Below are 26,124 nucleotides of genomic sequence, written 5' to 3' on the forward strand. Positions count from 1 at the left end.
GGCAAAACTGTATTCATTCAATGTAACTAGCCATTCATGACGCGGAGATGACAGTGGCGGATAGATTGGTAGCTAAGCCAAGGTCTACGCCACAATCAGGCGCTCAACGCTGGAAAACTCCACGCCGATCAGGTGTATCGGTTTGCCAGAGGCGTGGTGCTTATCGGCATAGCCTTTGTGTTTGATCTGCTCTAGTGCTCTACCTTCCGGCAGTTGCTCGACCACCTTGAACTCGAACAGATAGATAAGCCCGCCAACATCCACGCTCATATCCACCCTGCTGTGGTGGCTGGCGTCTCCCACTGCCACGCCCAGCTCTAAGGCCACGAAGTGGCTGCAAAAGACGCTGGCATAATGCCCTTCGTATTTGGCGATTGGCTGGTTTTTGAGATCGTTGCGGTACCAGTCGTGAGGGAGCCCCGCGTGTAGCGCCATAAGATGCGCTTCTAATCCGCCGAGATCGTGCTGGTTTAAATGACGAAACAGCATTCGGCGCTCACGTGGGGCGTTCTCGACCCCCAGTGAAGGCAGCAGCGCATGGTCGAGGCTGGTTTCATCTTCGCGATTAGGAAAGCCGAGTAGAGACTCTTCCTCCTTCTGAATGGTCAAGTAGCCGGTTTGAAACAGCAGGCCTTCGGTGCTGATCTGGTCAACATCAAACTGGCTGAGCAGTTCATACTCGGTTTCCCAATGACCCAGTGAGGGGGTGGGCATCCCGCATTGCTTGAGAAGATCTACCAAAAATGCGGGCGTGGCGGGCTCAAGCCAGTAAGGGTCAACTCTCGCTCCTGAAACAACAGTAATACATCGAAGGGGTTATAGACAGACGTTGTCTCACCGCCACCCCAGCGGTAGCCGTTATACCACTGTTTGATTTCCTGATGATCTAACCCAGAAAGTTCAGGTTTAAATACGGTATCGATGTCGTTATTGGTATAGCCACAAAGGGTCGTATAGTCGGACGACAGTGTGATATCACGAAGGTTGTTTAGTCCCGAAAACAGGCTGACCTTGCTGAATTTGGAAACGCCAGTAAGCAGCACGAATTGCAAGTGCTGGTCGGCGTCTTTGAGCACGCTCCAGTACTAAGATGTTATCCAGAATCGGCTTGTCGTACTCATCAATCAGAATGACCACTATATCCAGTAAGAGACTTTTTCCGAAGCGACGCCGCCGTGAGAGAAAATAGTATTTATTCTGGTTAACCAAACGTTCAATGTGCGAAGTTTTACCGACGTAGAAATAGTGGCCCTCGCGGATATCTGAGAACGTCTAAATCCCGACGGGCAACTTGCGGCGGTGTGCATCTGGCACGGCGGCCTCCAGCAAACAATGCATCGATAATCAACAGTCTATCATGCCTATTGCAAATGCCGACCTAGACTCTTCACCTGCCACTTGACCCCACCATACGAGCCAGTACCCGGTCTTTGAGCCAGAAACGGTGAATCAGCGCCATCATGATGTGGCCGATGACTAATCCACATAACAGCCACGAAAGCGGGCCGTGAAGGAGCTCGGCGGGGGCGACCATCCAGGTGATGTCGCGTTCCGCTTCGGGTAGCAGCTCAATGCCATAAAAGCGTAGCGCTCCACCGCGGCCGATCTGGCGCAAAATAGCGAAAGCGGGCAGCCACAGCAGCAGCCCATAAAAGGTGATATGGACGAAGCGCGCCAAGCGCCCACCTAGCCCTGGCGTGTGGGGCGGGCGTTGTTTGCGATTTATCCATGCCCAGCCAAGGCGAGCCAGCGTCACGATCAGAATCATAAAACCTAGCGAGCCGTGAGGCCCGATGCTCGCCAAGAACAGCGTGATAGCGTTTTCGCCCATTCCTCTCCAGGCCAGCAACACGGTAAATTGCAGCGTGACCAGCGCGGCGGTCAACCAGTGAAGTGTACGGCTGACCCGCCCATAGCCGTTGGGGCTGTCTCGCCAGCCAATAGGCATTTGAGCTGGCTTGCTTGTGAGATCACTGTTTAACGCCGTGTTGTTTGCCGTTCCTTTAACCATTGGCCTTGCCCTGGCGCCAGTAGCCCATGCTGGTAACGTACTGCTTGGGTAGCCCGCACTCGTTGACCAAATAGCGACGCAGCTTCATGGCGACCTTGGTTTCAGCGGCGATCCAAGCATAGAAGGGCGCGCTGTCGTCCAGGGTAGCGGGTTCCCAGAGTGGGGCGTTCTCATCCTGGTCTAGTTCATCCTGATTTAGATCATCACTACTGCCATTGTCTGCGGTCGAATGGTTACCTCCCAGTGCAACAATCTCTTGCTGTAAATCGATATCACGCAGTGCCCTTATTAGCAGTTCACCGTGTTGGCAGCCAGGTTCGGCATCACGTGCCAGCCAGCGCAGTTTGGCGGCCTGGGGCAGCGGCTGAACGTCGTCGCCACGAGGCACTTCGAACAGCGCTTCGACCTTGGGTTTGAGCGGCAAATCATCAAGGGTTTCTAGAATGCCAGCAGCAGCGGGTAGGGCGGTTTCATCGGCGATGATCAGGATACGGCGCACACCTTGGGGCGGCTTCCACTCGTAGCCCAGCTTTGGGCCTTCCGCACTGGCGTCGGGGGCTGTCATGGCTAGCCGGTCACCAGGGCGGGCGTGCATTGCCCAGCGCGAGGCGGGGCCATTGTCGCCGTGGAGTACAAATTCAACGTCCACCTCGACTTGCTCTGGACGCAGGGCACGGATGGTGTAAGTACGCGCGGAGGGGCGCTGGGCATCCGGCAGTGCGCGGTAGGCGCCGTACCAGTCGTGCTCTTCCAGCCTGGCGATTTCAAACAATGGGTCCAGAGTACCGCCTCCTTCCGGAAAAAACAGTTTGACGCGCTGATCCGGTGCGTAGGTCGCCATTTGGCTGACTTCTGGGCCAGTGAAAGTGAACCTAACTAATGAGGCGCTGACTTGGGTGCGTCGGGCGAGGGTGATATCAAAAAGCCGGTAGCTCGGTTTGGCTGCCATAGTGATGTTTCCTTTATATAAGGAGTCAATTGTAGTGCTAATCGTTATCATTTAGAATCGTTGTTAGTTATTCAATCGCTAATTTCCATAAACTCGTTTGCATAAATAGTAAGGCTACGAAAATGACGCTGCTGCCTATCACGTCTCTTTTGGCGAACTGTCCGGTTATCACAAAAGGGTGTTCGCTATGCTAGGCGCCGCGCAATTTGCCCAGCGAATGGGGGGAATGTCGCCTGCTAAAGCCTGCCTATTGCTTAGCCTGCCGATGGTGGTGCTGTTTTGGGTGGGCCTCGAGGGCCAAGGCGGTTTCGCGCTGGGTCTGCAGGCATTAGTGGCCCCCTCTTTTGAGAATGTTGACGAGCTGCTGCTTTACTACGCTTGGTGGCCGCGCTTCTCTATCGCCCTGCTCGCCGGGGGCGGCCTGGGGTTGGCAGGCGTGCTCATGCAGCAGGTGCTGCGTAACCCGCTGGCTTCGCCCACCACCCTAGGGGTGGCATCGGGCGCTAACCTGGCGCTGATGACTGCCACCTTGCTGGCGCCGGGGCTGCTTGTCGCCGGGCGCGAGTGGGTCGCCTTATTGGGCGGGGCGCTGGCGGTTGGGCTAGTTTTCCTACTCTCGTGGCGGCGTGGGTTAGCGCCAATTGTGGTCGTGCTAGCGGGGTTGGTGGTCAATCTGTACTTGGGGGCGCTGTCTACGGCGCTGCTACTGTTTAACCACGAGGCGCTCTCGGGGTTGCTGATTTGGGGTGCCGGTTCGCTGGCGCAAAACGGCTGGGACGGCGTTGCAATCCTCTGGCCTCGGCTGGCGATTAGCTGCGTGGCCGCGTGGTTTTTGCTGCGCCCCTTGGCGGTGCTGGAGCTGGATGATGCCAGTGCCAAGAGCCTCGGTGTATCGCTTGCCTATCTACGTTTTGGGGGCATGGGACTGGCGGTGTTTATTACCGGCAGCATCGTTAGCGTGGTGGGCATTATTGGTTTTATCGGTTTAGCGGCACCCAATATTGTACGTATGGCTGGCGCGCGCCGGTTAGGGCCACGGTTACTCTGGTCGACGCTATTGGGGGCCGTACTGTTGGCAACAACGGATCTGTTGTTACAGCAGTTCTCTGGCATGGCAGCAACGTTGATTCCCACCGGGGCGATTACCGGTGCCTTAGGTGCGCCACTATTAATGTGGCTAATTCCGCGTTTAAAACTACAGGGCGATCGGCCACCGAAAAGCGCGGGTGTCTTCATGCACCGGCATCCTGCACCCTCGCGGTTAGCCGTTGGCTTACTGCTCGCGCTGCTCGCCGCAACAGTGGTGGGTCTACTATTTGGCCAGGGGGTGGACGGGTGGTATTGGCTTGCGCCTAATAACTGGGACGTGATGCAGTGGCGCCTGCCCCGCGTAATGGCAGCCGCGGCCAGCGGCTTGATGTTGGCCATTGCAGGTACGATTCTCCAACGCCTATCTGCCAACCCTATGGCCAGCCCTGAAGTGTTGGGTATCAGCGGTGGCTGTGCTATTGCGCTGATTCTCGGCATTTTCTTACTGCCCGCACCCACCAATATGATGCTGATTGGCGTAGGCACGCTAGGGGCGTTTGCAACGCTATTGGTACTGGTTGGAATCAACCGCAAGAGTGGCTTTCTCCCTGAGCGTTTGCTGCTCACCGGGGTGGCGATCAGTGCGCTGTTTGATGCGGTTCGCAGCGTAATGCTGGCAGGTGGCGATCCTCGTGGCCAGCAGGTGATTGCTTGGCTGGCGGGATCCACCTACTACGTGGATATCACCAATGCGGTGGTGGTAGGGGGCATTGCCGCCGTGCTGGCGCTGATCACGCTACCCTTCACCCGCTGGCTGGATATCTTGCCCTTAGGCGCGCCGACGGCCAAGGCGCTTGGGGTAACCCTCAACCGCGCCCGTTTGGCGTTGCTGCTACTGGTGGCCCTGCTAACCGCCTGCGCTACCCTGGTGGTAGGGCCGCTTTCGTTTATCGGCCTGCTGGCGCCGCATATGGCGCGCTTGGTGGGTTTCTCCCGAGCGGGACAGCATCTGCTGGGAGCTGCATTGATCGGCATGCTGTTGATGGTGTTGGCCGATTGGGTAGGACGTCAGATTATTTTCCCCTACGAGATACCGGCGGGCTTGGTCGCTTCACTGATTGGCGGCGCCTACTTTATGTGGGGGCTGCGGCGGCTTTAATTCTCTATAAGAAACCCTCTATAAGTAAAACTGATACCCCATTAGCAGGATGATTATTAGTTATTCAATTTGTCCGTTAATTTAGCGCCATGTTTTAAGGGTGCAATGTTGTAAGAGTGCAATGTTTCATTAACGCGACACTTATTCTGATAATGGGAATTGGGCAATGTGGGAAAGCTACTTCACCGGGCTGCTGGTATGCGGCGGTATTATCATGGCGATTGGGGCGCAGAACGCCTACATTCTAGGGCTGGCCATTCGTCGTGAGTACCACTGGTGGTCGGCGGGGCTATGCATGAGCGCGGATATTATCCTGCTCACGGCGGGTATGTTTGGGGTGAGTGCTTTTCTGCTGACCATGCCCAGTGCGCTGGAGACAATGCGCTGGGTGGGGGTGGTGTTTTTAAGCTGGTTGGCGGCCCAAGCGTTATTTAGAGCCGTCAGTGGACGGCAAGGATTGAGCGCCGCAGCGGGCAAAGCGCCCAGCTTAACGGAAGTGATTTTCGCGACCCTTGCCGTCACCGTGCTCAACCCCCAGGTGTATCTGGATACGCTGCTGTTGATACCCGCCATTGGCGCTCAGCAGGAGAGCTCCGGTGTTTTTGTGGCGGGGGCATCTACCGCTTCCATCCTCTGGTTTAGTCTGCTGGCCTGGGGTGGCGCTGCACTTTCACCTTGGCTGTCAAAGCCTATCGCTTGGCGCATTATCGATGGTCTGATTGGGCTAATGATGGCAGGTATCGCCGTTCATCTTGCTCTGGGAGCATCCTCACTTAGCTAAACCGCTTAGTGAGCAAGTTAGTTAGCAATTAGTGACGGCTGAAATAGGCCTCCATCACCGCTACTACTTTATCAATATCGGCATCATTGATATCGCGATGGACCACAAAACGGGTGGCGTACAGTAACTCAATTAATATGCCGTGCTCTTTTAGCCACGCGGACAGCGGCTGGACATGGGCGTCGGGAAAACGTGCAAATACCATATTGGTGGCTTGCGAGGTGATCTCTACCCCTGGCAGCTTCTCCAACCCTTCCGCCAATCGAGCGGCACGGCGGTGATCTTCTCTTAGATCGGTAACGTGGTGATCCAGGGCGTACTGACAGGCCGCAGCGATAATGCCCACTTGACGCATACCACCGCCAACCATTTTGCGTAAACGGCGAGCCTTATCAATCAGCGCTTGAGAACCCACCAACGCCGATCCCATCGGTGTCCCTAGGCCTTTTGAAAAACAAAGGGAAACGCTATCGAAGGGCAGACAAAGCTGTTTAAGCGATGTATCGGTAGCGATGGCGGCATTAAATAGACGTGCGCCGTCTAAGTGTGTTGCCAGCCCGCGTTCGCGAGCAAGATCGGTCGCTTTTAGCACATAGTCTGCCGGGAGTACCTTGCCGCCAATCGTGTTTTCCAACGCCAACAGTTTACTGCGGGCAAAGTGAAAATCGTCGGCTTTAATCGCGGCGCTTATTTTTTCCAAAGGTAGCGAGCCATCAGCGGCATTCTCAATGGGCTGGGGTTGGATGCTCCCCAAGACCGCCGCGCCACCACCTTCATAGCGATAAGTGTGGGCTGACTGCCCAACAATGTACTCATCACCGCGTTCACAGTGAGCCATTAGCGCCACTAGGTTGCTTTGTGTGCCGCTAGGAAATAGCAGCGCGGCTTCCTTGCCTGCCTGCTCGGCCAGGTTGGCTTGAAACGCATTCACCGTTGGGTCATCGCCCCACACATCATCACCTACCGGCGCTGCCATCATGGCTTCCAGCATGGCGGGAGTGGGGCGGGTCACCGTATCACTGCGTAAATCAATCATGCAGATCTCCTTTTTTGTGTAAGCGCAACAACTTAGATTAAATTTTTTGAGCAAGTTTATAAGAACCATCTATGGTTAACAGCATACTGCAAGTCTCTCCAGCATAGGCAACCCGATGGATCTAAAAAGTGGCTACCCCTTTTGGGCTGTAAAAAACGGCCTGCTGAAAGCGTATCCCCCGCTTGCTCGCGATCACCAATGCGATATTGTCGTCATCGGTGGTGGTATTACGGGGGCGTTAATTGCGGACGAGTTAAGCCGCCATGGTCATTATGTCGTGGTGCTTGAACGGCGTGATATTGGCTGGGGCAGTTCCGCCGCCAGCACTGCTTTATTGCAATATGAAATTGATACCCATATGACGGAGCTCGCGAAGCTTTATGGAGAAGCGAATGCTGTGCTCGCTTACCGTGCCTGTGCTGAGGCGATTAGAGAGCTCGAAACGTTAGCGGCAGGGTTGGGTGATGTGGATTTTGCGCGTCAACAAAGCCTTTATTATGCCAGTGATGAAGAGGATGTTGCGTCACTCAAAGAAGAGCTAGCGCTGCGCCAAAAGCATGGTTTCGACGCCTCTTGGCTTGAGCGCGACACTATTTTAGCCGATTACGGTTTTGCAGCACCGGGCGCTATTCTTACCCAATTGGCCGCCAGTATTGACCCCTACCGAATGGCTTATCAGCTGTTTGCCAGGGTGGTTGAGCGTGGTGGTGAGGTATATGACCGAACACAAATGGAGACGATGACGCCGGATGACCAGGGTGTCACGCTGACACTGACCAATGGCTCCAACCTGCGCTGCCAGCACGTGGTGTTGGCGGCCGGCTATGAATCGCAAGCCTGGTTGCCAGAAAGCGTGGCGATCAACCGCAGTAGCTACGCGCTAATCACCGACCCGCTATCACCAGAGGCACTTGGTAAGTTATGCCACACCATGGTGTGGGAGTCAGCGCGGCCCTATCTCTATTTACGTACGACCAGCGATGGCCGCTTGCTCGTAGGGGGCGACGATGATGATGAAGATATCCCCAGGCGGCGCGATGCCCGGGTTGAAGAGAAAGCCCAAGGGTTGGCGCGCAAAGTAGAGGCGCTATGGCCTAAGCTGGATATTATAACCCAACGTTCTCTTGGGCTGGCACGTTTGCTGAAACCAAGGATGGGCTGCCTTTTTTCGGCCCCCATGATGCCCATGGGCCACGCGTACATTTCGCCATGGCTTACGGCGGCAATGGCATCAGCTATAGCATGATCGGTGCAAAACTACTTCGCGCGCTTATCGAAGGAGAGGAGCATCCGTTGGCAGAGCTATTTTCATTCAAGCGGATAGCTACAACCACCTGACCATCAAAAACCACCTAATCGTCACAAAACATCTAATCATCACAAAACACCTAAGCACTCAAAACGGAGTTCATGGCGCCCTTAAAATTTAGCAGCGAGCCAAGGAGAAACGGGTATTCTTATGGGATACCCACCAGAGTAGAGGACAATGAGCCACACACTATTTTTAAGGGCACTGGAGCGCAATGATTTGCGCTTTGTCCACGAGCTCAATAATAACCAGAGCATCATGTCGTACTGGTTTGAGGAACCTTACGAGTCATTTGATGAGTTGGAAGAGCTATATAACAAGCACATCCATGACAATGCCGAACGGCGCTTTGTCGCGGAAAATAGCCATGGTAACGCGATTGGTTTGGTGGAGCTGATTGAGATCGACTACATCCACCGCAGCGCTGAGTTTCAAATCATCATTGCTCCCGATCATCAGGGCAAAGGGTTTGCTCGTTCGTTGATCCACCAAGCGTTGCACTACTCGTTCACGATCTTAAACCTGCACAAGGTGTATCTCATTGTGGCGGTGGAAAACGTCAAAGCGATCCATCTTTACGAGGAGAGCGGTTTTATTGAGGAAGGGCACCTAGTGCAGGAGTTCTTTATCAATGGCAAATATAGGGATGTGAAGCGTATGTATATCCTGCAGGACGCCTATCTCGACCAGCTAGATAGCGTCGATGCGCCTGAATCTAACTGGCTATAAAGCGTTCCAGCAAAACGCCTCGTTGATACGAGGCGTTTGGATAGTATTAACTACCTATTTCTTTAGCCTAAGTAGGCCTTGATCGCGTCAAACGCCGCACGCTGCTGCCGTGCGCGGTGTGCCCATACTTCCATAATATCGGCATCCCTTGTCTGTCCTTGATTCACTGAGTGTTGCATAGCTCCGCTCCTTTTTCAGATTTCAGAGGTTAAGTGAAAGCCTTTTTCATAGTTTTTTTATACACGAATTGATTTGTGCGACGCAGCATTTTAGTTCTGGGTATGATAATAAGTGCTTTTGCGGGCTTCGGATAGTCCAAGTGATGTAGGTAATTTGCCATTTTGTGTAAGCATCTGCTTACAATTAGTCTACTGATACCGCTATCCATTTGAATGAAAAAGTTTTTCATAGCCATAAAAAAGCCGGGAATTAACCCGGCTTCGGTGATTATTTTTTAGTCTTAAATGACAAAAGCAGCTGAATTAACCTAAATAGGCTTTCAGCGCTTCGGCTGCGGCACGATGCCACTGGGCATTCAAGCTCCAGAACTCCAGAACTTCATTATCGCGTGCAGGGGAGGGTATTAGAAACATCATAGTGTGGTCCTCCTAGTGGGACTACATCAAGAGTATAGCTGTTTTTTGCTGCGATGCAGCAAAAAAGTTGTTAAAAATACCCTTGGGCATTGAGGAGCAGGCTTAAAATAAAACATGTTATTGTTAATAAACGACTAAAAATAACCATAGTATTTGATAATGACTTATCTCTCTTCCGCCTCGGTTGTACACCATGACAGCATGATAAATGCTCCAGATGGGCGACTATTTACACGTGCCTGGCAACCAGCCAGTGCCGCGTCCCTTGAGCAAAGCCCTATCGTGCTGCTGCACGACTCACTAGGTTGCGTTGAACTATGGCGTAGCTTTCCTGCTGCGCTGTGTGCAGCCACACAGCATTGGAGCAGGTGACATGTCTCAGCTTATTTATTCATGGTGATAAGGACGAGTATGGCTCGCACCGTCAGCCGGTTTGTTGAATGTCGTTCACGCTAGCTACCGTGATGAAAGCCACAAGGAGCCTTATGCGCCTGCGTATTTTGTCTGATCTACACTTGGAGTTTTTCGACGGCAACCGCGCACTGCCAGCAGTGGACGCCGACGTGGTGATTCTAGCTGGCGATATCCATCGCGAGACCGAAGGGCTTGCCTGGGCGCGTCACCGCTTCCCGGACAGGCCCATTATTTATGTACCTGGCAACCATGAATTTTACGGAACGTGCATGCCGCAGCTGCGTGAAGAGTTGGCGCGCGAAGCCGAGCGCCTCAATATCGAGCTTTTGGATAATCGCGCGGTAACCCTCGACGGCGTGCGCTTTTACGGCACAACACTGTGGACGGACTTCGCGCTCTATGCCAATGACCCGACCCAAAACCCTGCCCATACTGAGTCAAAAGCACTGCGTTATATGCCCGATTTCAAAATCGTCCAAGCCTCTCCCGGCATAACGTTCACCCCGCTGGCGAGCCGCCAGCTACATGCTGAAGCGCTAGCATGGCTTGAAAGCCAACTGGCCCAACCGTTTGACGGCCCCAAGGTGGTGATCAGCCATCATGCACCGCTGCATGAGTGTATTCCTGGCCAATACCTAGGCGACGCGTTATCCCCCGCGTTTGCCTCCAACCTACCGCACCTAATGGGCAAGATGAATGTGTGGGTGCATGGGCATGTTCATGAACCAGTAGATATTTTGCGCAACGGTACGCGCGTTATCGCCAACCCCGGTGGTTATCCTTATGAGTTCACGCCTGAGTTGTTTAAGCCAGATTTTGTGATTGATGTATGAAAAATGTTTTATTTCATTGGGTTGTGCTTATCAGATGGCTATTTTGGCACCCAGAAAAGCTGCTAAGTACCTATAAAAAAGTAATCCGGTATTCGCTGCCGTAACATGAAGATCGTCAGCGGCTTGAAGCGCAGCACGCTGCGTTGAACACGCTAAGCGGCCTGCGGGCCGCTTTTTTATGCGCGTTTTTTGGGGCTGCTACAAAAACTGGCTAGAATCGGGGGGTGGCGTCGTGTTTTCGGCGGCCATTTCAACACCTCGGGCTAGGGTACTTCCTGGATTTTCTGGGAACCCGGGTGTGAACAAACGCTAACTGGAGAGCATTCCCATGGAGACCCTCGAATTACTCATTGCCCCGCTGCGCGATGGTCTCTATACCATCATGATGCCTGTCAGTAACTTTATCTGGAGCTACATTCTTGTCTATCTACTGCTAGGCGCTGGCCTGCTGTTTACCATCATGACCAAAGGTATGCAGTTTCGTTTGTTTAGGCACATGGCGTATGTGACATTCACTGCCCGCGGAGCTGGGGATGGTATCAGTGGCTTTCAGGCCTTTGCGACGTCGATGGCGGCGCGGGTCGGTACCGGTAATCTAGCCGGTGTGGCTCTGGCGCTCTGGATTGGCGGGCCGGGGGCGATTTTCTGGATGTGGGTGACCGCGCTGCTGGGTTTTGCCACCGCGTTTATCGAGTCGACCTTGGCCCAGGTCTATAAGCATCGCAACGAGGATGGCGTATTCCGCGGTGGGCCAGCTTACTATATCGAACGCTGCCTGGGGTGGCGCTGGTTAGGCGCGCTGTTCGCAGTGTTTCTGATTATTGCGTATGGCTTGGCGTTTAATGCGGCGCAATCCAATACCATCGCGCAAGGGATGAATGGCGCTTTTGGCATTCCCAATTGGCTGACGGGCGTAGTGATTGCCATCTTGGCAGGCTTTGTCATTTATGGCGGCCTCAAGTCGGTAGCGCGTACCGCTGAGAAAATTGTGCCAGCAATGGCGATTGCTTATCTGCTCGTGGCGCTATGGATACTGTTCACTAACCTTTCTGCCGTGCCCGATATGCTCTCGCTGATTGTGATGAGTGCTTTTGGGTTGGGCCCAGCGGTGGGTGGCGCGGCTGGCTATGCGATCAAAGCGGCAATGGAAAACGGTGTCAAGCGTGGCCTGTTTTCTAATGAAGCGGGCATGGGTTCCACCCCAAATGCGGCGGCCCAGGCGACCGTCAAGCACCCGGCGGCCCAAGGCTTAGTACAATCTTTCGGTGTATTCGTCGATACCATCGTGATTTGTAGCTGCACAGCAGTAGTGATTTTGCTTTCAGGCGTTTATGAGCGGCTGATGTCGGAGTCGCCGGGCGATAGTATTGAAGGTATTCAACTGACCCAGGATGCCATGGTGGATCATCTAGGCGGGTTTGGTGAGATATTCATCGCGCTGGCGATTCTGTTTTTTGCCTTTACCTCAATCTTGGCCAACTTCTCGTTCTCAGCGGTGAATATCGAATTCCTGTTCCGCCGTCACGCCGCAAAAGCGGTGAGTGTGTTCAAGGTGATTGTGATCGTTATGGTGCTGCTCGGGTCGGTGGCTGAGCTGAGTGTCGTCTGGGACTTTGCCGATCTTGCGATGGGGCTGATGGCGACTACCAACCTGTTTGCGATACTAATCATGGGGCCAATTGCCGTCGCCGTGCTGAAAGACTATGAGCGCCAGCGCCGCGAGGGTATTAAAGAACCGATATTTGACCCTGCCATACTGAAGCGCCCAGAGCTTGTGGATGCGGATGTATGGCCAGTGAAAGAGGTCAAGGAAGGGTAGGGTTCAACGGACTACTTCAATAAACGCCTTCGCCCTGGGATCCTGCATATAGGCAACGTTTAGCCGGAGCCAGGGGGTTGGTTGATGATCCGCAAAGAATAGATGTCCTGGTGACAGCATTACCTCGCACCGGTCAGCCAGCTCAGACAGCGCCTCTGGCGTGATGGCGGCCGGTGGCTTGGCCCACACAAACATCCCCCCTGTCGGTTCGGTATAAACCTCCCAGTTTGCCTTTTTGAGAATACCTAGCGCCAACGCCATTTGATTGGCGAGCTTGGTGCGCAGCCGCTCGGTCAGCTTTCGATAGCTGCCGTTCTGCAGCATGGTAGTGACCACTTGCTCCGCAAAGCGCGACGAAGAAATGCTGGTCAGCATCTTAATATCGACCAAGCGCTGCACCAGAGAGGGTGGGGAGGCGATAAAGCCTACCCGCAGCGAAGAGGAGAGGCTTTTTGAAAAGCTGCCAAGATAGAACACTCGATTCAAACCGTCCAAGGCCGCTAGGCGAGTCGTCGGTGCGTGCTGAAAATCCGCGTAGATATCGTCTTCGATAATCTGAAAATCGTGCTGCTCGGCGAGCTGCAGCACCCGGTGAGCCACCGCTGGGGTGAGGGTGCTGCCGGTGGGGTTATGAAACACGCTGTTAATATAAAAAAGCTTGGGTTGGTATTGCGCCAGTAACGCCTCCAGGCGCTCGATATCTGGCCCATCTGCCAATCGCGGTACGCCAATCACGCGGATGTGCTGCAGGTGCAGTAGGCCGAACAGGTTGTAATAACCCGGTGATTCCACGAACACCACATCGCCCGGTTCAAGCAGCATTCTTACCAGCAAATCCAGCGAGTGGCTGCCACCGCCGGTCATCACAATCTGCTCGGCATTAGCGGTAATCGATAGGGGGCGCAGGCGTTCCTGGATCAAGCCGCGCAATTCCTCTGGCCCCTGGGGCGTGCTGTACTCGAAAATTCCCGAGCGGCTTTTACGCGCGACCTGGCGGATGGCGTGGGTCAGGTCGTCGCCCTCGCGCCAATCACTGGGCAGCCAGCCGCAGCCCAGCTTGAGCGTGTGCTCGTTGGCACTGAAAAGCCCCCACAGGCCATTGGTGACCTCTTCCAATCTGCTCGTAGCTGCTGGTTGCGATACCAGTGCTGCTGCGCTATCCGCCACATAAAAACCTGACCCAGGCCGTGAGCGCACCAAACCGGCAGCCACCAAGCGCTCGTAGGCGTCAATCACCGCGTTACGGCTAATGTGATGGGTCGCGGCTAAGCGGCGAATAGAGGGTAAACGGCGGCCACCACCGGCACCGTGCGCTGCAATCCAGGTGCGAATACCGGCTTCAATCTGCTGTGCAATGGGCGTGGGGGCGTCGCGGTTAACCTTAAGCTTCATAGCTGACCCTGTGGCTCACAACTGTTCTTGAAAAGGGCGGAACAGTGTCTTGAAAGTGGTGGTTAAGTGTACCTTACCGGTAATCGGCAAGCGTGGGAGCTTAGTGGTTCAAATACTGGCTTATTTAGGATGACGCTATGAACCGCGCTTTAAATCGAACCATCGCCCAGCGTAGCGCTGTTGGCCTGGCCTTTGCGCTGTGCATGATTACCACAGCAGTTAATTTACAGGCGCCACTCTACGATGCACTGGCGGCGCGCGATGGCTTGGGGGTAGGGGCAACCACGCTCGCCTTTGCTTGCTATGTGGCGGGTGTCTTACCGGTACTGCTGGGCTTAAACGGCTTGGCAGATCGGGTGGGGCGCAAGCCATTAATCATTGCCGCGCTACTGTTAAGCCTGTTGGCGACGGCGATGATCTTGATAGCTCCCAACCTGGTGGCACTGGGGATTGCCCGCTTCCTGTTGGGCATCAGCATGGGATTAACGTCGGCAGTGGCGCCTGCGTATATGCAACTGCTAGTGAATAGGGATGATAATCGCGTCGCCACCAACGTCGTGACGGCCAGCACCTCGCTTGGGTTTGGCCTGGGAGCAGCGGTCACCAGCCTGTTTCTTTTTCATACCCCCAGTGTGTCGCCGCCCAGCCTATGGATTTACCTGGTCGCCGCGGCGCTGGCACTAGTGGTGGTCACTACATTGGAGGATAGCCCGCCGAGTGCCACCAAGCGCTCGCTACTGCGTCTGCCCAGCTACCCTCGGGGCGCTTTTGCCTTTGGATTGGCTATTTTGCTGGCCTGGGCGACGGTGGGGTTAGTGATTGCGATACTCCCTTCCGCCCTGCAGCGACACGGTTTAGCCACCTGGAGCGGCTTCGCCACGTTCGGTATTTGCAGCTGCGGGGTGCTGTTTCAGCCTTGGGCAAGAAGGTTCACACCACGAAGCGCGACGCTACTGGGGCTGGCGATTTTACCGATGGCCTATGCGCTAATCGTCTGGGGAGCCGTTCAAGGCTACCTAGCAGCGGTGCTGCTGGGCACGGTGGCTGCCAGCAGCGCCTGCTATGGGTTTATCTACCTGGGTGGGTTGAGTGGCGTGTTGGCAGCGGCCGATGCCTCCGCGCCTCAGGCCAGCGCAGGCTATTTTTTGATGGCGTATATTGGCTTCAGCCTCCCGGTGATCACGACCGGAGTGCTCATTGATGCAGTGGGGCATACCCTGGCGCTAACGCTGTTTGGTTTTGCGCTATTAGGCGGTGTGATCACGGCGTTCGCTTTGCTGCGCAGAGCGCTCACGTGATCGACGACCACTTAAGCTACCCTTTTTCGACCAACAGCCCGCAAGAGGGCGCGGCCCAGCGGGTGTTGGCGGTAAACACCACATCACACACCACCAGCGAATAGTAACGGCGCACTTCTTCATCGACCCGTGCGCGCAGCGCATCTTGATGAACGATGGTCAGATTGGGTTCCTCTGGCAATACCACATGCACCATCACATACAGCAGGCGGCCAGGGCTAACCATACGCACGCGTACCTCTTGCGTGTCAGTGCCCGCCAGGGCATTCGCAACGGCGCGGCGGACGGGGGCTGCGATGGCCTCTTCCGGGGTCTTGTTAAGCAGTTCCTGCAGCGCTTGGGAAGCCATGCGCACCGGCACGCCCAAACACAGTACCACCACCGCAATCACCAATACCGCATCCACGTAGGGCAGAATGGCCTGCCAGCCCAGATGTTCAAACAGCATCACCAGACAAAACGCCGCAAGTACGGCGGCAGAAATGACGCTGTTGACCAACCAATTGAGTTTGTCTGCCGCCACCAGAGGGCTACTCACATGGCGCTGGCTGCGGTGCATCACCCAGGCAGTAAGCGAGCAGGCCGCAGTGGCAAAAAGGGCGTAGATAACGGCAAGCCCAGCGGCAATGTCACGACCGCCTGTTAGTAGCGCAGCGACAGCATCCACTAGCGCAAAAATGGAAACGCCTAAAATCAGCAGCCCTTTGCAAAGATTGACCAGCGACTCGAAGTAGCTATAGCCAAAAGGGTAGGATTCGCTGTCCGGGCGGCTGGCAAGCTTGCTGACTTTAATGGTTACGAGGGCAACGCTGAAATAGATCAGATTAAATAGCCCATCCAGCAGGATCGCTTGGGAGTTAGAGGCCAGCGTGGCCACGATGCCTGCACAGCCAATGAGCAGCGCCATAAAAGCGGAGAAGGCCAAGGTACTCGATTCTGTCTTCACGAACGTTTCTGCTCCAGAGTGCACACCGTATAAATAGCCGCTAAGCATAGCAATTTTGTTAGCAACTTATCGACGGCGCCGTGCCGATGTCTTCCGTCCTGTTTTCTGACCAGACTGCCCAACGCCTTCTTTTGGACAGCACCGCTAGTTCTACTAACCTTAGAGCACATTTGATTGATTCACGTTAAGCCAAACAGGAGGGTGAGACGATGCCAATGCTGAGCGTAGGAACGGAGCAGGGCACGCCGGTAGAGCTTTATTACGAAGTACGTGGGGCAGGTAAGCCCGTGGTACTCATTCATGGCTGGCCACTCAGTGGCCGTTCATGGGAAAAACAGGTGCCAGCGCTCGTTGAGGCGGGCTATAAAGTTGTGACCTATGACCGCCGGGGATTTGGCTGGTCGACGCAGGCCGATGGCGGCTACGACTACGATACGCTCGCATCAGACCTTAAAAAGCTGATCGACAAGCTGGATCTACACGATGCCACTCTAGTGGGCTTTTCCATGGGCGGCGGCGAAGTGGCCCGCTACCTCTCAAGCTACGGCACTGGCCGGGTGAGTAAAGCCGTGTTTGCCGCTGCTGTGCCGCCTTACCTGTATAAAGCTGACGACAATCCCGAAGGTGGCCTGGACGATGCGACGATCAATCAGTTCCTAGAGGGAGTAAAAGGCGACCGCATCGCCTTCCTGGAAGAGTTTACCAAGAACTTCTTTGCTGCCGGTGAGCGCAGCGATTTAATCAGCGAACCGAATCGCCAGTACCATCGTGATATTGCCGCCTTTGCATCACCCCAAGCGACCTACGACTGCATCAAAGCCTTCAGCTACACCGATTTCCGCAAAGACTTGCCTAAGATCGATATTCCCACGCTAGTGCTGCACGGTGATGCAGACGGCATCGTGCCCTTTGAGGTAAGCGGCAAGCGGACCCAGGAGCTACTGCCCAACGCGAAGACGGAAGTGATCAAGGGTGGCCCGCATGGCCTGAATGCCACGCACCCAGATGCGTTTAATCAGGCGCTGATTCAGTTTATGAATGATTAGGGGTTGGATGAATAAGCATCTGGATGAATAACGTTTGAGAGTTACCGCCTGCTAACGACAACGCCGCCCTGAAGGCGGCGTTGTCGTTTTATCGGGCTAAATAACCCCTTTACCCCTCAACCCACACCTCATTACCTTTAAATTCGATCTTCCAGGTGCGCAGTTTGACGCTTTCATCCTCCAGACACTGGCCATCTTCAAGACGGAAGTGCTGCTTGTAGATAGGCGAGGCGACTACTGGGGCGCCTTTAAGGTCGCCGACAATGCCTCGGGCGATTACGTTGGCGTTCGAGAAAGGGTCATGATGATCGAGAGCATAGAGTTCATCGCTCTGCCCTCGCAGCCCGGGCAAGTAGAAAATAGCGACCTGGGCGGGACCGTCGGCGGTTTCCAGCCAAGCGGCGACGCCGGAGAACGCGACTAGCTCGGCTTTGGTGCAGGCTTTTTGCCATGCCTTACTGTTTGGAACATCCGCCATATCCATCTCTTTTTTCAGTGCCGTTGCGGTCATGGGTTGCCTCATCTATAGCTATTCAAAAGCGTCAGTGAGAAGTAGTCTGGGCTGGCCGTGGCTGGCCGCGCTCGGAGGTCATAATGATTGACGGATCCGGGCGGTCGTCGTTGACGAAACTGCGGAAACGCTTGAGCTTTTCCGGGTCGCTAATGGCGTCTGCCCATTCGCACTGGTAAGTATCCACCACGGTTTGCATCTGACGCTCTAGCTCGTCGTTGATACCCAGACTGTCTTCGAGAATCACCTCTTTGAGATACTCCAGACCGCCGTCGAGATTTTCACGCCATACCGAGGTGCGCTGCAGCCGGTCAGCGGTGCGCACGTAAAACATCAAGAAGCGATCAATGGTGCGGTAGAGCTGCTCATCGTCGAGATCCGTGGCGAACAGTTCGGCGTGGCGGGGGCGCATGCCGCCGTTACCGCACACGTAGAGGTTCCAGCCGTTTTCGGTGGCAATAATGCCAATGTCTTTGCTCTGGGCCTCGGCACACTCGCGGGTGCAGCCGGAAACGCCGAATTTGATCTTGTGAGGGGAACGCAGGCCTTTGTATCGGTTCTCCAGTTGGATCGCCATGCCAACGCTGTCCTGCACGCCGTAGCGGCACCAAGTGCTGCCCACACAAGATTTCACCGTGCGCAACGATTTACCATAGGCGTGACCAGTCTCGAAGCCTGCGGCAATCAGCTCGCTCCAGATATCCGGCAGGTCTTCCAGCCGCGCGCCGAACAAGTCGATACGCTGGCCGCCGGTCACCTTGGAGTAGAGGCTATATTTGTTGGCCACTTCGCCCAGGGCGATCAGTTTATCGGGCGTAATCTCACCACCAGCCACACGCGGCACCACCGAGTAGGTGCCGTTCTTCTGCATGTTGGCCATGAAGGTGTCGTTGGTATCCTGCAACGGGATATGCGCCGCATCGGTGATCGGCTCGTTAAAGCAGGAGGCCAGAATGGACGCCACGGCGGGTTTGCAAATGTCGCAGCCCAGGCGGTGGGTGTCGGCGTTGCCGTGTTTTTCAATCAAGTCGGTGAAGGTTTTAATGCCCTCGACACGAACGATATCGTAAAGCCCCTGGCGGGTATGGGCGAAGTGCTCGCAAATCGATTTATCGACTTCAACGCCGCGGGCTTCCAGCTCATGATCCACCACACTTTTAAGCAGTGCGGTGCAGCCGCCGCAGCCGGTGCTGGCCTTGGTGGCGCCTTTGACGCCACCAAGATCAACCGCGCCGTCGTCAATGGTGGCGCAAATATCGCCCTTGGTGACGTTATGGCATGAGCAGATAGTGGCGGTTTCCGGCAGTGCAGCGGGGCCGAGCGTGGGCGCGGCGCCGCTGCTTTGCGGCAGAATCAGCGAGGCGGGTTCATCGGGTAGCTCAATGCCGTTGGAGTAGTACTGCAACAGCGTGTCGTAAACGCCGTTGTCGCCCACCAGCATGGCGCCCAGTAGTTTTTTACCATCGCTGGAGACTACCAGCTTGCGGTACTCCTGCTTGATGGGATCCAGGTAGCGAAACATCCGCGCGCCGGGGTTCTGGTTACCGTGAGCATCGCCAATCGAGCCCACATCCACGCCCAGCAGCTTGAGCTTGGTGCTCATGTCGGCGCCACCAAACTGGATATCGCCTTCGGTTAGCGTCGACAGCGCCGTTTTGGCCATCTGGTAGCCCGGCGCTACCAGGCCAAAAATGCTCTGGTTCCATAGTGCGACTTCGCCAATCGCGAGAATAGCCGGGTCGTTGGTCAGGCACTGATTATCCACCACGATGCCACCGCGTTCGCCAATCTCCAGGCCGCAGTCGCGAGCTAGCTGGTCGCGGGGGCGGATGCCCGCCGAGAACACAATCAGGTCAGTTTCCAACACCTTGTCGTCCTGGAAGACCATGCGGTGACGGCTCGCCTCGCCATCTTCTATACGCTGGGTGGCGCGCTCGGTGAGTACTTGTACGCCCAGCGCTTCGATTTTTTCGCGCAGCAGCTCGCCGCCTTCGTTATCAACCTGCATGGGCATCAGGCGTGAAGCGAATTCCACCACCGCCGTATCAAGATTCAAACCGCGTAGGGCGTTCGCCGCTTCCAAACCGAGCAGGCCGCCGCCCACCACTACGCCGGTAGTCGCGTTTTCGGCGGCGGCTTGGATCGCGTCTAAATCGTCCAGGGTGCGGTACACCAGGCAGCCATCGCGGTCATTACCAGGAATCGGCGGCACAAAGGGGAAGGAGCCGGTGGCCAGCACCAGGCGGTCATACGGGTAACGGCCTTGGTCGGTGACCACTTCTTGCGCGTTGCGGTCGATCTCGATCACGGCCTCGCCAGAGCGTAGTTCTACGCCGCTTACGTCGTAGTAATCCGCTTCGCAAAGCGCCAGCGAATCGGCATCACGGCCGCTGAAGTATTCAGATAGATGTACTCGGTCGTAGGCGCGGTGGCGCTCTTCGCCAAACACGGTGACTTTGTAGCGCTCAAGGGCGCCGTTATCGACGAGCTGCTCGACCAAGTGATGGCCGACCATGCCGTTGCCGATAATGATGAGCTGTTCAGGAGTAGTCATGTTCTGAGTAACGTCGTTAGTAACATTATTAGTAACCATCGTTATGCCGCCTCTGAAGTAGGAAGATGAGAAGTGTCAGAATCGCCTTGGGCTGCCTGTAGGGCGCTAACGTCGGCGGCGCCAAAAAGCAGCGCCTGACGGCAGTTATTCAGATCGCTCCCGGCTAGCGCTTGCTCGAAGTACCAAGGGCCTTGGCTGGTGTCGCCGTAAAGCACCGCGCCCTCTATCTGGCCGTCACGCAGCAGCAGGCGGCGGTAGTCGCCGCGCTCAATATCGTGGTAGCTCAGCACTTCGTGCTCGGCGCTGGCCTCGGTGGGGCCAAAGGCGTAGAGCGCCACGCCGCTGATTTTGAGTTTGGTGGCGCTGGGGGCATCCGTGTAGCCAAGGGTAGGCGTGCCACCTAGCCGGGCGGCGAGTACTTCCACCTGACGCCAGATCGGTTCCACCAAGCCATAAGTAGTGCCATCAAATTGGCAGCACTCGCCCAGCGCTGAGATAGCCGGGTCGCTAGTGGTGAGAAATTCATCCACCACGATAGCGCGCTCGGTGGTCAGACCTGCTTGGTGGCCAAGTGCTGCGTTAGGCGTAATGCCAGCCGCGATAATGACGCTCGTGGCAGCCAGTTGGCGGCCATCATCAAGATGAATCTTGCTGACCTGTCCATGGGCGTCGCCTTCTAGCCGCGCTAACTGGGCGCCGGTAATAACCTTCAAGCCGCGCTGGGCCAGTTCGTTTTCAAGCAGGTGTGAGGCGGTCGTATCCAGCTGGCGGTTCATTAGCCGTTCGCTGCGCTGGAGCACGCTGACGCTGATATCGTTGCCGCGCTTACGCAGTCCTTCGGCAGCTTCTAGGCCTAGCAGGCCGCCGCCAATCACGACTGCCTCACCACCACGTTGAGCGATGTCGGTCAGCGCATCAGCATCTTGCAAGTCACGAAAACCGTGCACGCCCGCAAGCTCAATCCCAGGTACATCGGGCATCGCTGGGCGCGAGCCGGTAGCAAGCACTAGGTGGTCGTAAGGCAGTGTGCGGCCGGTGTGGGTGACCACGGTTCGGCGGTCGCGATGAAGGGCGTCGACTTTTTCGCCAAGAATCAGCGTGACACCCTGGTCCTCGTACCACTGAGTATCACGCAGAGTAAGTGCGTCCTGAGTCATCTCGCCGGCCAGCAGTGGCGAGAGCAGAATACGGTTATAAGCGGGAGTTGGCTCAGCGCCAATCACCGTGATGTGCTGAGGACGCGTGGGTAGTTTCACCAACGCCTCAATCAGGCGGTGGCTGGCCATGCCGTTGCCAATAATCACCAGGTGGTCATTGAGATGATCATTGTGTGAGCACCGGGAAGTGGTTTCCATGGGTGGCTCCTCTGTGTCTTTGTGGCTTCTTGAGCACCAAACAAAAAACGCCCCTAACGCACCTTCCTTTCCACAATGTGGAGAAAGAGGGAGCATCAGGGGCGTCGTTGCCCGATAGCGTTGTTTAAAATCTATGCTTTAAACGCGCGGCAACCGCCATTGGCTGCCAGCTGATTAAAAACCTTACCGTGTATAAAGCAAGGAACTAGCCAACTGGCCATTAATCACCATTTATCCAAGCACGTCAGTTGTTTAGGAAATGATGGTAGGGGAACAGTCGCATCGCTGTTAGAGCAGGCTGCACAGCGATGGTGCGAAAAGGGAGGCGGTGTGCACTCTCACACGCCATTTAGCGTGACCACCGTGCCAAAAGGAGCGTTGCGTGAAGACCTTTTGTTTTTTTAACTATTTGTTTTTCAGTAGTTAATTTTCAATAGGCCGGTTGTCGGCTTGGCTCTTGCAGCTATCAAGGCAATAAGTGAGTTAACAAGGAATAAGCGCTCATTGTTTGGCGATGGCAGCGAACAATTCCAAAGCCGTTAGAAAAACAACTAGCCGTTAGAAAATGTGTAGCTGTTAGTAAGTCTTCAATTGTTTGAAGAGACTACTGCAAAGAGTACTGCACCGAAGAAGGTGCGCTGTGGCAACGACGTCCAGCCCTCTTCTCTAAATGCGTTTATAGAGCGCATTAGAGAACGGGACTGGGCGTTTTTTTATGCTTGGCGCGAATGAGGAATCCGAGGAGTAGCTATGACTCAGGCCAAAACCACATGCCCCTACTGCGGCGTCGGCTGTGGCGTGACGGCGACCATTGAAGCGGGCACGCTGAGCGCTGTCGAGGGCGACCGTGAGCACCCTGCGAATTATGGTCGGCTGTGTGTCAAAGGTTCTGCGCTGCATGAGACGTTGGGTGAGCAGGGCCGCCTGACTCACCCACGTGTAGATGGCGTTGAGGTTGCCTGGGAGTCCGCACTGAACACCACCGCTGAGCGTTTAAACGCCCTGCGGGCCGAGCATGGCAATCATAGCGTAGCGGCGTACCTGTCGGGGCAGCTCTTAACTGAAGATTACTATGTGGCCAATAAGCTGTTTAAAGGCTTTTTGGGCACGCCTCATTTAGATACCAACTCGCGACTGTGCATGGCCTCCGCGGTGGCTGGCTATAAGCGTGCTTTCGGTGCGGATGCGGTGCCGTGCAACTACGAAGACTTGGAAGAGGCGGAGTTGGTCGTGTTGGTGGGTTCCAACTTGGCCTGGAACCATCCGGTGCTTTACCAACGCATTAAAGTCGCTAAAGAGCGCAACCCTCTGATGCGCTTGGTCGTCATCGACCCGCGCGTGACCGATAGCTGTGAAATCGCTGACCTCTACCTGGGGATTAAGCCGGGCAGCGATGCTTACCTATTTAATGGTCTGCTGGCGTGGATGGCAAAGCGTCGCAAGCTCGATACCCTCTATCTTGAGCGTCACACCGAAGGCGTTGAAAAGGCCTTAGCGGCAGCTCAACAAACCGCTGGGTCGGTGGCGGAAGTAGCGGCTGCCTGTGATGTCGACCCCGAGCGTCTGGAAACCTTCTACTACTGGTTTGCCAGCCAACTGCATGTGGTCACGCTCTATTCCCAGGGCGTTAACCAATCCGCTAGCGGCACCGATAAATGCAATGCGATTATTAACTGCCACCTGGCGGGCGGAAAAATCGGTTTGCCGGGGGCAGGGCCGTTCTCGATTACCGGCCAACCCAATGCCATGGGCGGGCGCGAAGTAGGTGGGCTGGCAAACCAGCTAGCTGCGCATATGGATTACCACACCCCCGGCGCCATTGATCTGGTCAGCCGTTTCTGGGCGACCGATAATCTCACGCCCATTCTGCCGGAAGAGCCGGGTTATAAAGCGGTGGAACTGTTTGAAGCCATTGAGCGAGGCGAGATAAAAGCGCTCTGGGTGATGGCCACCAATCCCGCGATTAGCCTGCCCGATGCCGCGCGGGTGCGCGCTGCGCTGGAAAAATGCCCGCTGGTGATTGTCTCTGAGTGTGCCGCCCATACTGATTTGCTGCCTTATGCAGATATCGTGCTGCCAGCCTCGGGCTGGTCGGAAAAAGATGGCACCGTGACTAACTCCGAGCGGCGCATCTCCCGCCAGCGGGGCATGCTGCCACCCCCAGGTGAAGCCCGCCACGACTGGTGGATAATGTGTGAGGTGGCGAATCGTCTGGGGTTTGCCGAGGCGTTTAACTATGCGCATCCCTGGGAGATTTTCGACGAGCACGCTCGTCTCTCTGGGTTTGAAAACGGGCTTGAAAACGGAGTTGATAACAGCACAGTGCCCGGCAGCCCGCAGCGGTTGTTTGATATATCAGGTTTGGTGGGCCTGGGCCGGGATGGTTACGACGCCTTAGCACCGATTCAATGGCCGGTCACAAAGGCCGCCCCCCATGGCACGGCACGGCTGTTTGAGGATGGCAAATTTGCCACCGCGAATGGTCGCGCCAAGCTGCTGGCGATCACGCCCCAAGGGCCTGAACAGGCGCTGAGTACCGCTTACCCACTGCGTCTGAACACCGGCCGGATTCGTGATCAGTGGCACACCATGACCCGCACCGCTCGCTCACCGCGGTTAATGAATCACCGCGCCGAACCCTTTATGGATGTGCACCCAGAGGATGCCCACACCGCCGGTGTTATGGATCAAGGGCTGGCAGTGTTAACCGCCGCGAAAGGCGAATTTCGCGCTCGGGTGCGGGTCTCCAATGCCCAACGCCGCGGTGAGGTTTTCGTACCCATCCACTGGACTGACTGCTTTACCCAGCAGGCCAGAAGCAGCGCGCTGATCGACAGCATTACCGACCCGCTCTCTGGGCAGCCTGAATCTAAGCACGGCGCCGTGGCGCTGGCGCCTCTGGCTACTGATTGGCAGGCCACTCTACTGGTCGCCGGAGGGGCAACGGAATCAACACCTTGGTGCACCAGTGCCTATTGGACACGTATTCCCATGCGCGGCTGCCAGCGCTGGCAACTTGCCCATACGCAGTCGGTTAACGATTGGTTGGCGCAGTTGAAAGAGTGGCTGCCTGGGGAAGTGGCGGTGGTCAGCCAAGACCCCACTAACGCACGTCTGCGTGCCGCCTGCGTGGAAAACGGTCAGTTGCGCTGGTGGCTGATGGTTGGCCCGCCCAACGAGTTGCCAGGGTTAGCGTGGCTGGAAGCGCGTTTTAACGAGGCGGCGCTGAGCGATACCCACCGCCGCCGCCTATTAGCCGGCTGTGACGACGGCGCTGCGGATACCGGCCCGGTGGTATGCAGTTGCCACCAAGTAGGCCAAACCACCATCGTCAATGCTATCCGCGAGGGCGACACCAGCGTAGAAGCGTTGGGCGCCAGACTCGCTTGCGGCACCCAGTGCGGTAGCTGTATTCCCGAATTGAAATCACTGATTGAAGAGGAGCGGCCCAATGCCCGCACTAAGCAACCCCTTGCTACAGAAGTGGTTTAACGCCTTTATGCGGTTATCGCACCGCGCGTTAACGCCGTTGGTTCAGCATGCTGCTGACATACGTTTGCCACTGCGTGGCGAGTGCCGCGCCGGGCAGGTTTACTTGGTCGGCGCGGGCAGCGGCGATGCAGAGCTGTTAACCCTCAAGGCTGCACGCTTACTTATGCAGGCAGACGCCGTGGTGTATGACCGCTTGGTAGGGGATGACGTTCTGGCACTGATTCCTAGCAGCAGCGAGCGCTACTACGTTGGCAAAGCCCGCGGCCATCACAGCGTACCGCAAGCGGAAATCGGTGGGCTGATGGTAAAACTCGCCCGTGAAGGGAAATCGGTAGTGCGGCTTAAGGGCGGCGACCCGGCTGTGTTTGCGCGCATGGGCGAGGAGCTGGATGCCCTGGCCGCCGCCCAGGTGGCTGCCACTATTGTGCCGGGAATTACCGCGGCCTCTGCCGCCGCGGCCTGCATGGGTATCCCGCTCACCGATCGTGGCCATGCGCAGCAACTGCGCTTTGTTACCGCCCAGCTATGCCGCGAAGACGGCACGCCGGACTGGCAAGCACTGGCGCGCAAAGATGAAACCCTGGTGTTTTACATGGGGCTTTCCAAAGTGAATGCAATTTGCCACGGCCTACGCCAAGCAGGCCTGCCGGATGAGTGGCCGATCATGCTGGTGGCCAACGCCAGCCAGAGTGAACAGCAGTCGCTGGTGGGCTCGCTGGCGGATATGCCCGAAAAACTCGCCGCAACTCCCTTACCGTCACCCTGTTTGATTGTGGTGGGCAGTGTGGTGCAAAGAGTCGCCACGACGCCCGCTGCCCTAGCCACCAATTTTTGCTCTGCACCGCAAACCACGCCTTAACGGCAG

21 protein-coding genes and 1 pseudogene are annotated in these 26,124 nt (G+C 56.0%); 11 read left to right on the forward strand and 11 right to left on the reverse strand.

The features are described 5' to 3' along the window. Positions 1 to 84 precede the first annotated feature (84 nt). The 5 genes from Q3Y66_RS04435 to Q3Y66_RS04455 all read right to left on the reverse strand — a co-directional run bounded on the left by Q3Y66_RS04435 (position 85) and on the right by Q3Y66_RS04455 (position 2,960). Entirely contained in the window at positions 85 to 714 is a 630-nt protein-coding gene (locus Q3Y66_RS04435) for a PD-(D/E)XK nuclease domain-containing protein (protein ID WP_008957749.1), read from the reverse strand. Positions 715 to 734: 20 nt separating this feature from the next. Further along, positions 735 to 1,076 (reverse strand): AAA family ATPase, encoded by a 342-nt coding sequence (locus Q3Y66_RS04440; RefSeq protein ID WP_008957748.1) that lies wholly within the window; start codon positions 1,074 to 1,076, stop codon positions 735 to 737. Further along, positions 976 to 1,209: a hypothetical protein gene (locus Q3Y66_RS04445; RefSeq protein WP_238528506.1), complete on the reverse strand. Its 234-nt coding sequence runs from the start codon at positions 1,207 to 1,209 to the stop codon at positions 976 to 978. Before Q3Y66_RS04445 ends, Q3Y66_RS04440 begins: the two co-directional genes overlap by 101 nt. 178 nt (positions 1,210 to 1,387) lie before the next feature. Then, on the reverse strand, positions 1,388 to 1,948 hold the full coding sequence (locus tag Q3Y66_RS04450) for a cytochrome b (protein WP_238528504.1): 561 nt from the start codon (positions 1,946 to 1,948) through the stop codon (positions 1,388 to 1,390). A 55-nt stretch (positions 1,949 to 2,003) separates the two neighbouring features. Continuing rightward, on the reverse strand, positions 2,004 to 2,960 hold the full coding sequence (locus Q3Y66_RS04455) for a siderophore-interacting protein (RefSeq protein WP_008957745.1): 957 nt from the start codon (positions 2,958 to 2,960) through the stop codon (positions 2,004 to 2,006). Between the two features lie 187 nt (positions 2,961 to 3,147). Here Q3Y66_RS04455 and fhuB point away from each other — a divergent pair, with 187 nt between their 5' ends. Together fhuB and Q3Y66_RS04465 are read left to right on the forward strand one after the other, a co-directional pair. Beyond that, the gene (gene fhuB, locus Q3Y66_RS04460) at positions 3,148 to 5,148 is read left to right on the forward strand and encodes a Fe(3+)-hydroxamate ABC transporter permease FhuB (RefSeq protein WP_008957744.1); all 2,001 of its coding nucleotides are present in this window, start codon (positions 3,148 to 3,150) and stop codon (positions 5,146 to 5,148) included. 166 nt (positions 5,149 to 5,314) lie between these two features. Further along, positions 5,315 to 5,929: a LysE/ArgO family amino acid transporter gene (locus tag Q3Y66_RS04465; protein WP_008957743.1), complete on the forward strand. Its 615-nt coding sequence runs from the start codon at positions 5,315 to 5,317 to the stop codon at positions 5,927 to 5,929. A 28-nt stretch (positions 5,930 to 5,957) separates the two neighbouring features. On the opposite strand, the gene ltaE is transcribed toward Q3Y66_RS04465, so the two are convergent. After that, a complete protein-coding gene (gene ltaE, locus Q3Y66_RS04470) occupies positions 5,958 to 6,965 on the reverse strand; it encodes a low-specificity L-threonine aldolase (RefSeq protein ID WP_008957742.1) in 1,008 nt (335 codons plus the stop codon). Positions 6,966 to 7,080: 115 nt separating this feature from the next. On the opposite strand from ltaE, the pseudogene Q3Y66_RS04475 reads away from it, so the two are divergent. The 5 genes and pseudogenes from Q3Y66_RS04475 to Q3Y66_RS04490 all read left to right on the forward strand — a co-directional run. Continuing rightward, a pseudogene (locus Q3Y66_RS04475) lies at positions 7,081 to 8,013 on the forward strand (NAD(P)/FAD-dependent oxidoreductase); the annotation flags it as partial. 110 nt (positions 8,014 to 8,123) lie between these two features. Then, the gene (locus Q3Y66_RS20920; protein ID WP_337998521.1) at positions 8,124 to 8,303 is read left to right on the forward strand and encodes a hypothetical protein; all 180 of its coding nucleotides are present in this window, start codon (positions 8,124 to 8,126) and stop codon (positions 8,301 to 8,303) included. 148 nt (positions 8,304 to 8,451) lie between these two features. Then, positions 8,452 to 9,003 (forward strand): spermidine N1-acetyltransferase, encoded by a 552-nt coding sequence (speG, locus tag Q3Y66_RS04480; RefSeq protein WP_008957741.1) that lies wholly within the window; start codon positions 8,452 to 8,454, stop codon positions 9,001 to 9,003. Between the two features lie 1,081 nt (positions 9,004 to 10,084). Then, the gene (locus Q3Y66_RS04485; RefSeq protein ID WP_008957738.1) at positions 10,085 to 10,846 is read left to right on the forward strand and encodes a metallophosphoesterase; all 762 of its coding nucleotides are present in this window, start codon (positions 10,085 to 10,087) and stop codon (positions 10,844 to 10,846) included. Positions 10,847 to 11,174: 328 nt separating this feature from the next. After that, positions 11,175 to 12,665, forward strand: coding sequence for a sodium:alanine symporter family protein (locus Q3Y66_RS04490; protein WP_008957737.1), 1,491 nt, complete (start codon positions 11,175 to 11,177; stop codon positions 12,663 to 12,665). Positions 12,666 to 12,668: 3 nt separating this feature from the next. Here Q3Y66_RS04490 and Q3Y66_RS04495 read toward each other — a convergent pair whose 3' ends face one another. Beyond that, positions 12,669 to 14,057 carry a PLP-dependent aminotransferase family protein gene (locus tag Q3Y66_RS04495; RefSeq protein ID WP_008957736.1) on the reverse strand — a complete coding sequence of 463 codons (1,389 nt, stop codon included), beginning with the start codon at positions 14,055 to 14,057 and terminating at the stop codon, positions 12,669 to 12,671. Positions 14,058 to 14,194: 137 nt separating this feature from the next. On the opposite strand from Q3Y66_RS04495, the gene Q3Y66_RS04500 reads away from it, so the two are divergent. After that, entirely contained in the window at positions 14,195 to 15,355 is a 1,161-nt protein-coding gene (locus Q3Y66_RS04500) for an MFS transporter (RefSeq protein ID WP_008957735.1), read from the forward strand. A 16-nt stretch (positions 15,356 to 15,371) separates the two neighbouring features. Here the strand turns inward: Q3Y66_RS04500 and Q3Y66_RS04505 are convergent, their stop codons facing one another. Then, positions 15,372 to 16,301 carry a cation diffusion facilitator family transporter gene (locus Q3Y66_RS04505; protein WP_035586759.1) on the reverse strand — a complete coding sequence of 310 codons (930 nt, stop codon included), beginning with the start codon at positions 16,299 to 16,301 and terminating at the stop codon, positions 15,372 to 15,374. Between the two features lie 209 nt (positions 16,302 to 16,510). On the opposite strand from Q3Y66_RS04505, the gene Q3Y66_RS04510 reads away from it, so the two are divergent. Continuing rightward, positions 16,511 to 17,347 carry an alpha/beta fold hydrolase gene (locus tag Q3Y66_RS04510; protein WP_008957733.1) on the forward strand — a complete coding sequence of 279 codons (837 nt, stop codon included), beginning with the start codon at positions 16,511 to 16,513 and terminating at the stop codon, positions 17,345 to 17,347. A 109-nt stretch (positions 17,348 to 17,456) separates the two neighbouring features. Here the strand turns inward: Q3Y66_RS04510 and nirD are convergent, their stop codons facing one another. Genes nirD through Q3Y66_RS04525 form a run of 3 tightly spaced genes read right to left on the reverse strand, consistent with a single transcriptional unit; the run spans position 17,457 to position 21,767 of the window. Further along, the gene (gene nirD, locus Q3Y66_RS04515) at positions 17,457 to 17,858 is read right to left on the reverse strand and encodes a nitrite reductase small subunit NirD (protein ID WP_008957732.1); all 402 of its coding nucleotides are present in this window, start codon (positions 17,856 to 17,858) and stop codon (positions 17,457 to 17,459) included. Positions 17,859 to 17,889: 31 nt separating this feature from the next. Beyond that, positions 17,890 to 20,412, reverse strand: coding sequence for a nitrite reductase large subunit NirB (gene nirB, locus Q3Y66_RS04520; RefSeq protein ID WP_035586756.1), 2,523 nt, complete (start codon positions 20,410 to 20,412; stop codon positions 17,890 to 17,892). Between the two features lie 41 nt (positions 20,413 to 20,453). Continuing rightward, positions 20,454 to 21,767: an NAD(P)/FAD-dependent oxidoreductase gene (locus Q3Y66_RS04525; RefSeq protein ID WP_008957730.1), complete on the reverse strand. Its 1,314-nt coding sequence runs from the start codon at positions 21,765 to 21,767 to the stop codon at positions 20,454 to 20,456. 750 nt (positions 21,768 to 22,517) lie between these two features. Between Q3Y66_RS04525 and Q3Y66_RS04530 the strand changes: the two genes are divergently transcribed. Both Q3Y66_RS04530 and cobA read left to right on the forward strand, forming a co-directional pair. Then, on the forward strand, positions 22,518 to 25,259 hold the full coding sequence (locus Q3Y66_RS04530; protein ID WP_008957729.1) for a nitrate reductase: 2,742 nt from the start codon (positions 22,518 to 22,520) through the stop codon (positions 25,257 to 25,259). Further along, positions 25,219 to 26,118 carry a uroporphyrinogen-III C-methyltransferase gene (gene cobA, locus Q3Y66_RS04535; RefSeq protein WP_008957728.1) on the forward strand — a complete coding sequence of 300 codons (900 nt, stop codon included), beginning with the start codon at positions 25,219 to 25,221 and terminating at the stop codon, positions 26,116 to 26,118. The genes Q3Y66_RS04530 and cobA overlap by 41 nt, the downstream gene beginning before the upstream one ends. Positions 26,119 to 26,124 lie beyond the last annotated feature (6 nt).

It is taken from the genome of Halomonas sp. HAL1 (genome assembly GCF_030544485.1).
In the GTDB taxonomy this organism is placed as follows: domain Bacteria; phylum Pseudomonadota; class Gammaproteobacteria; order Pseudomonadales; family Halomonadaceae; genus Vreelandella; species Vreelandella arctica.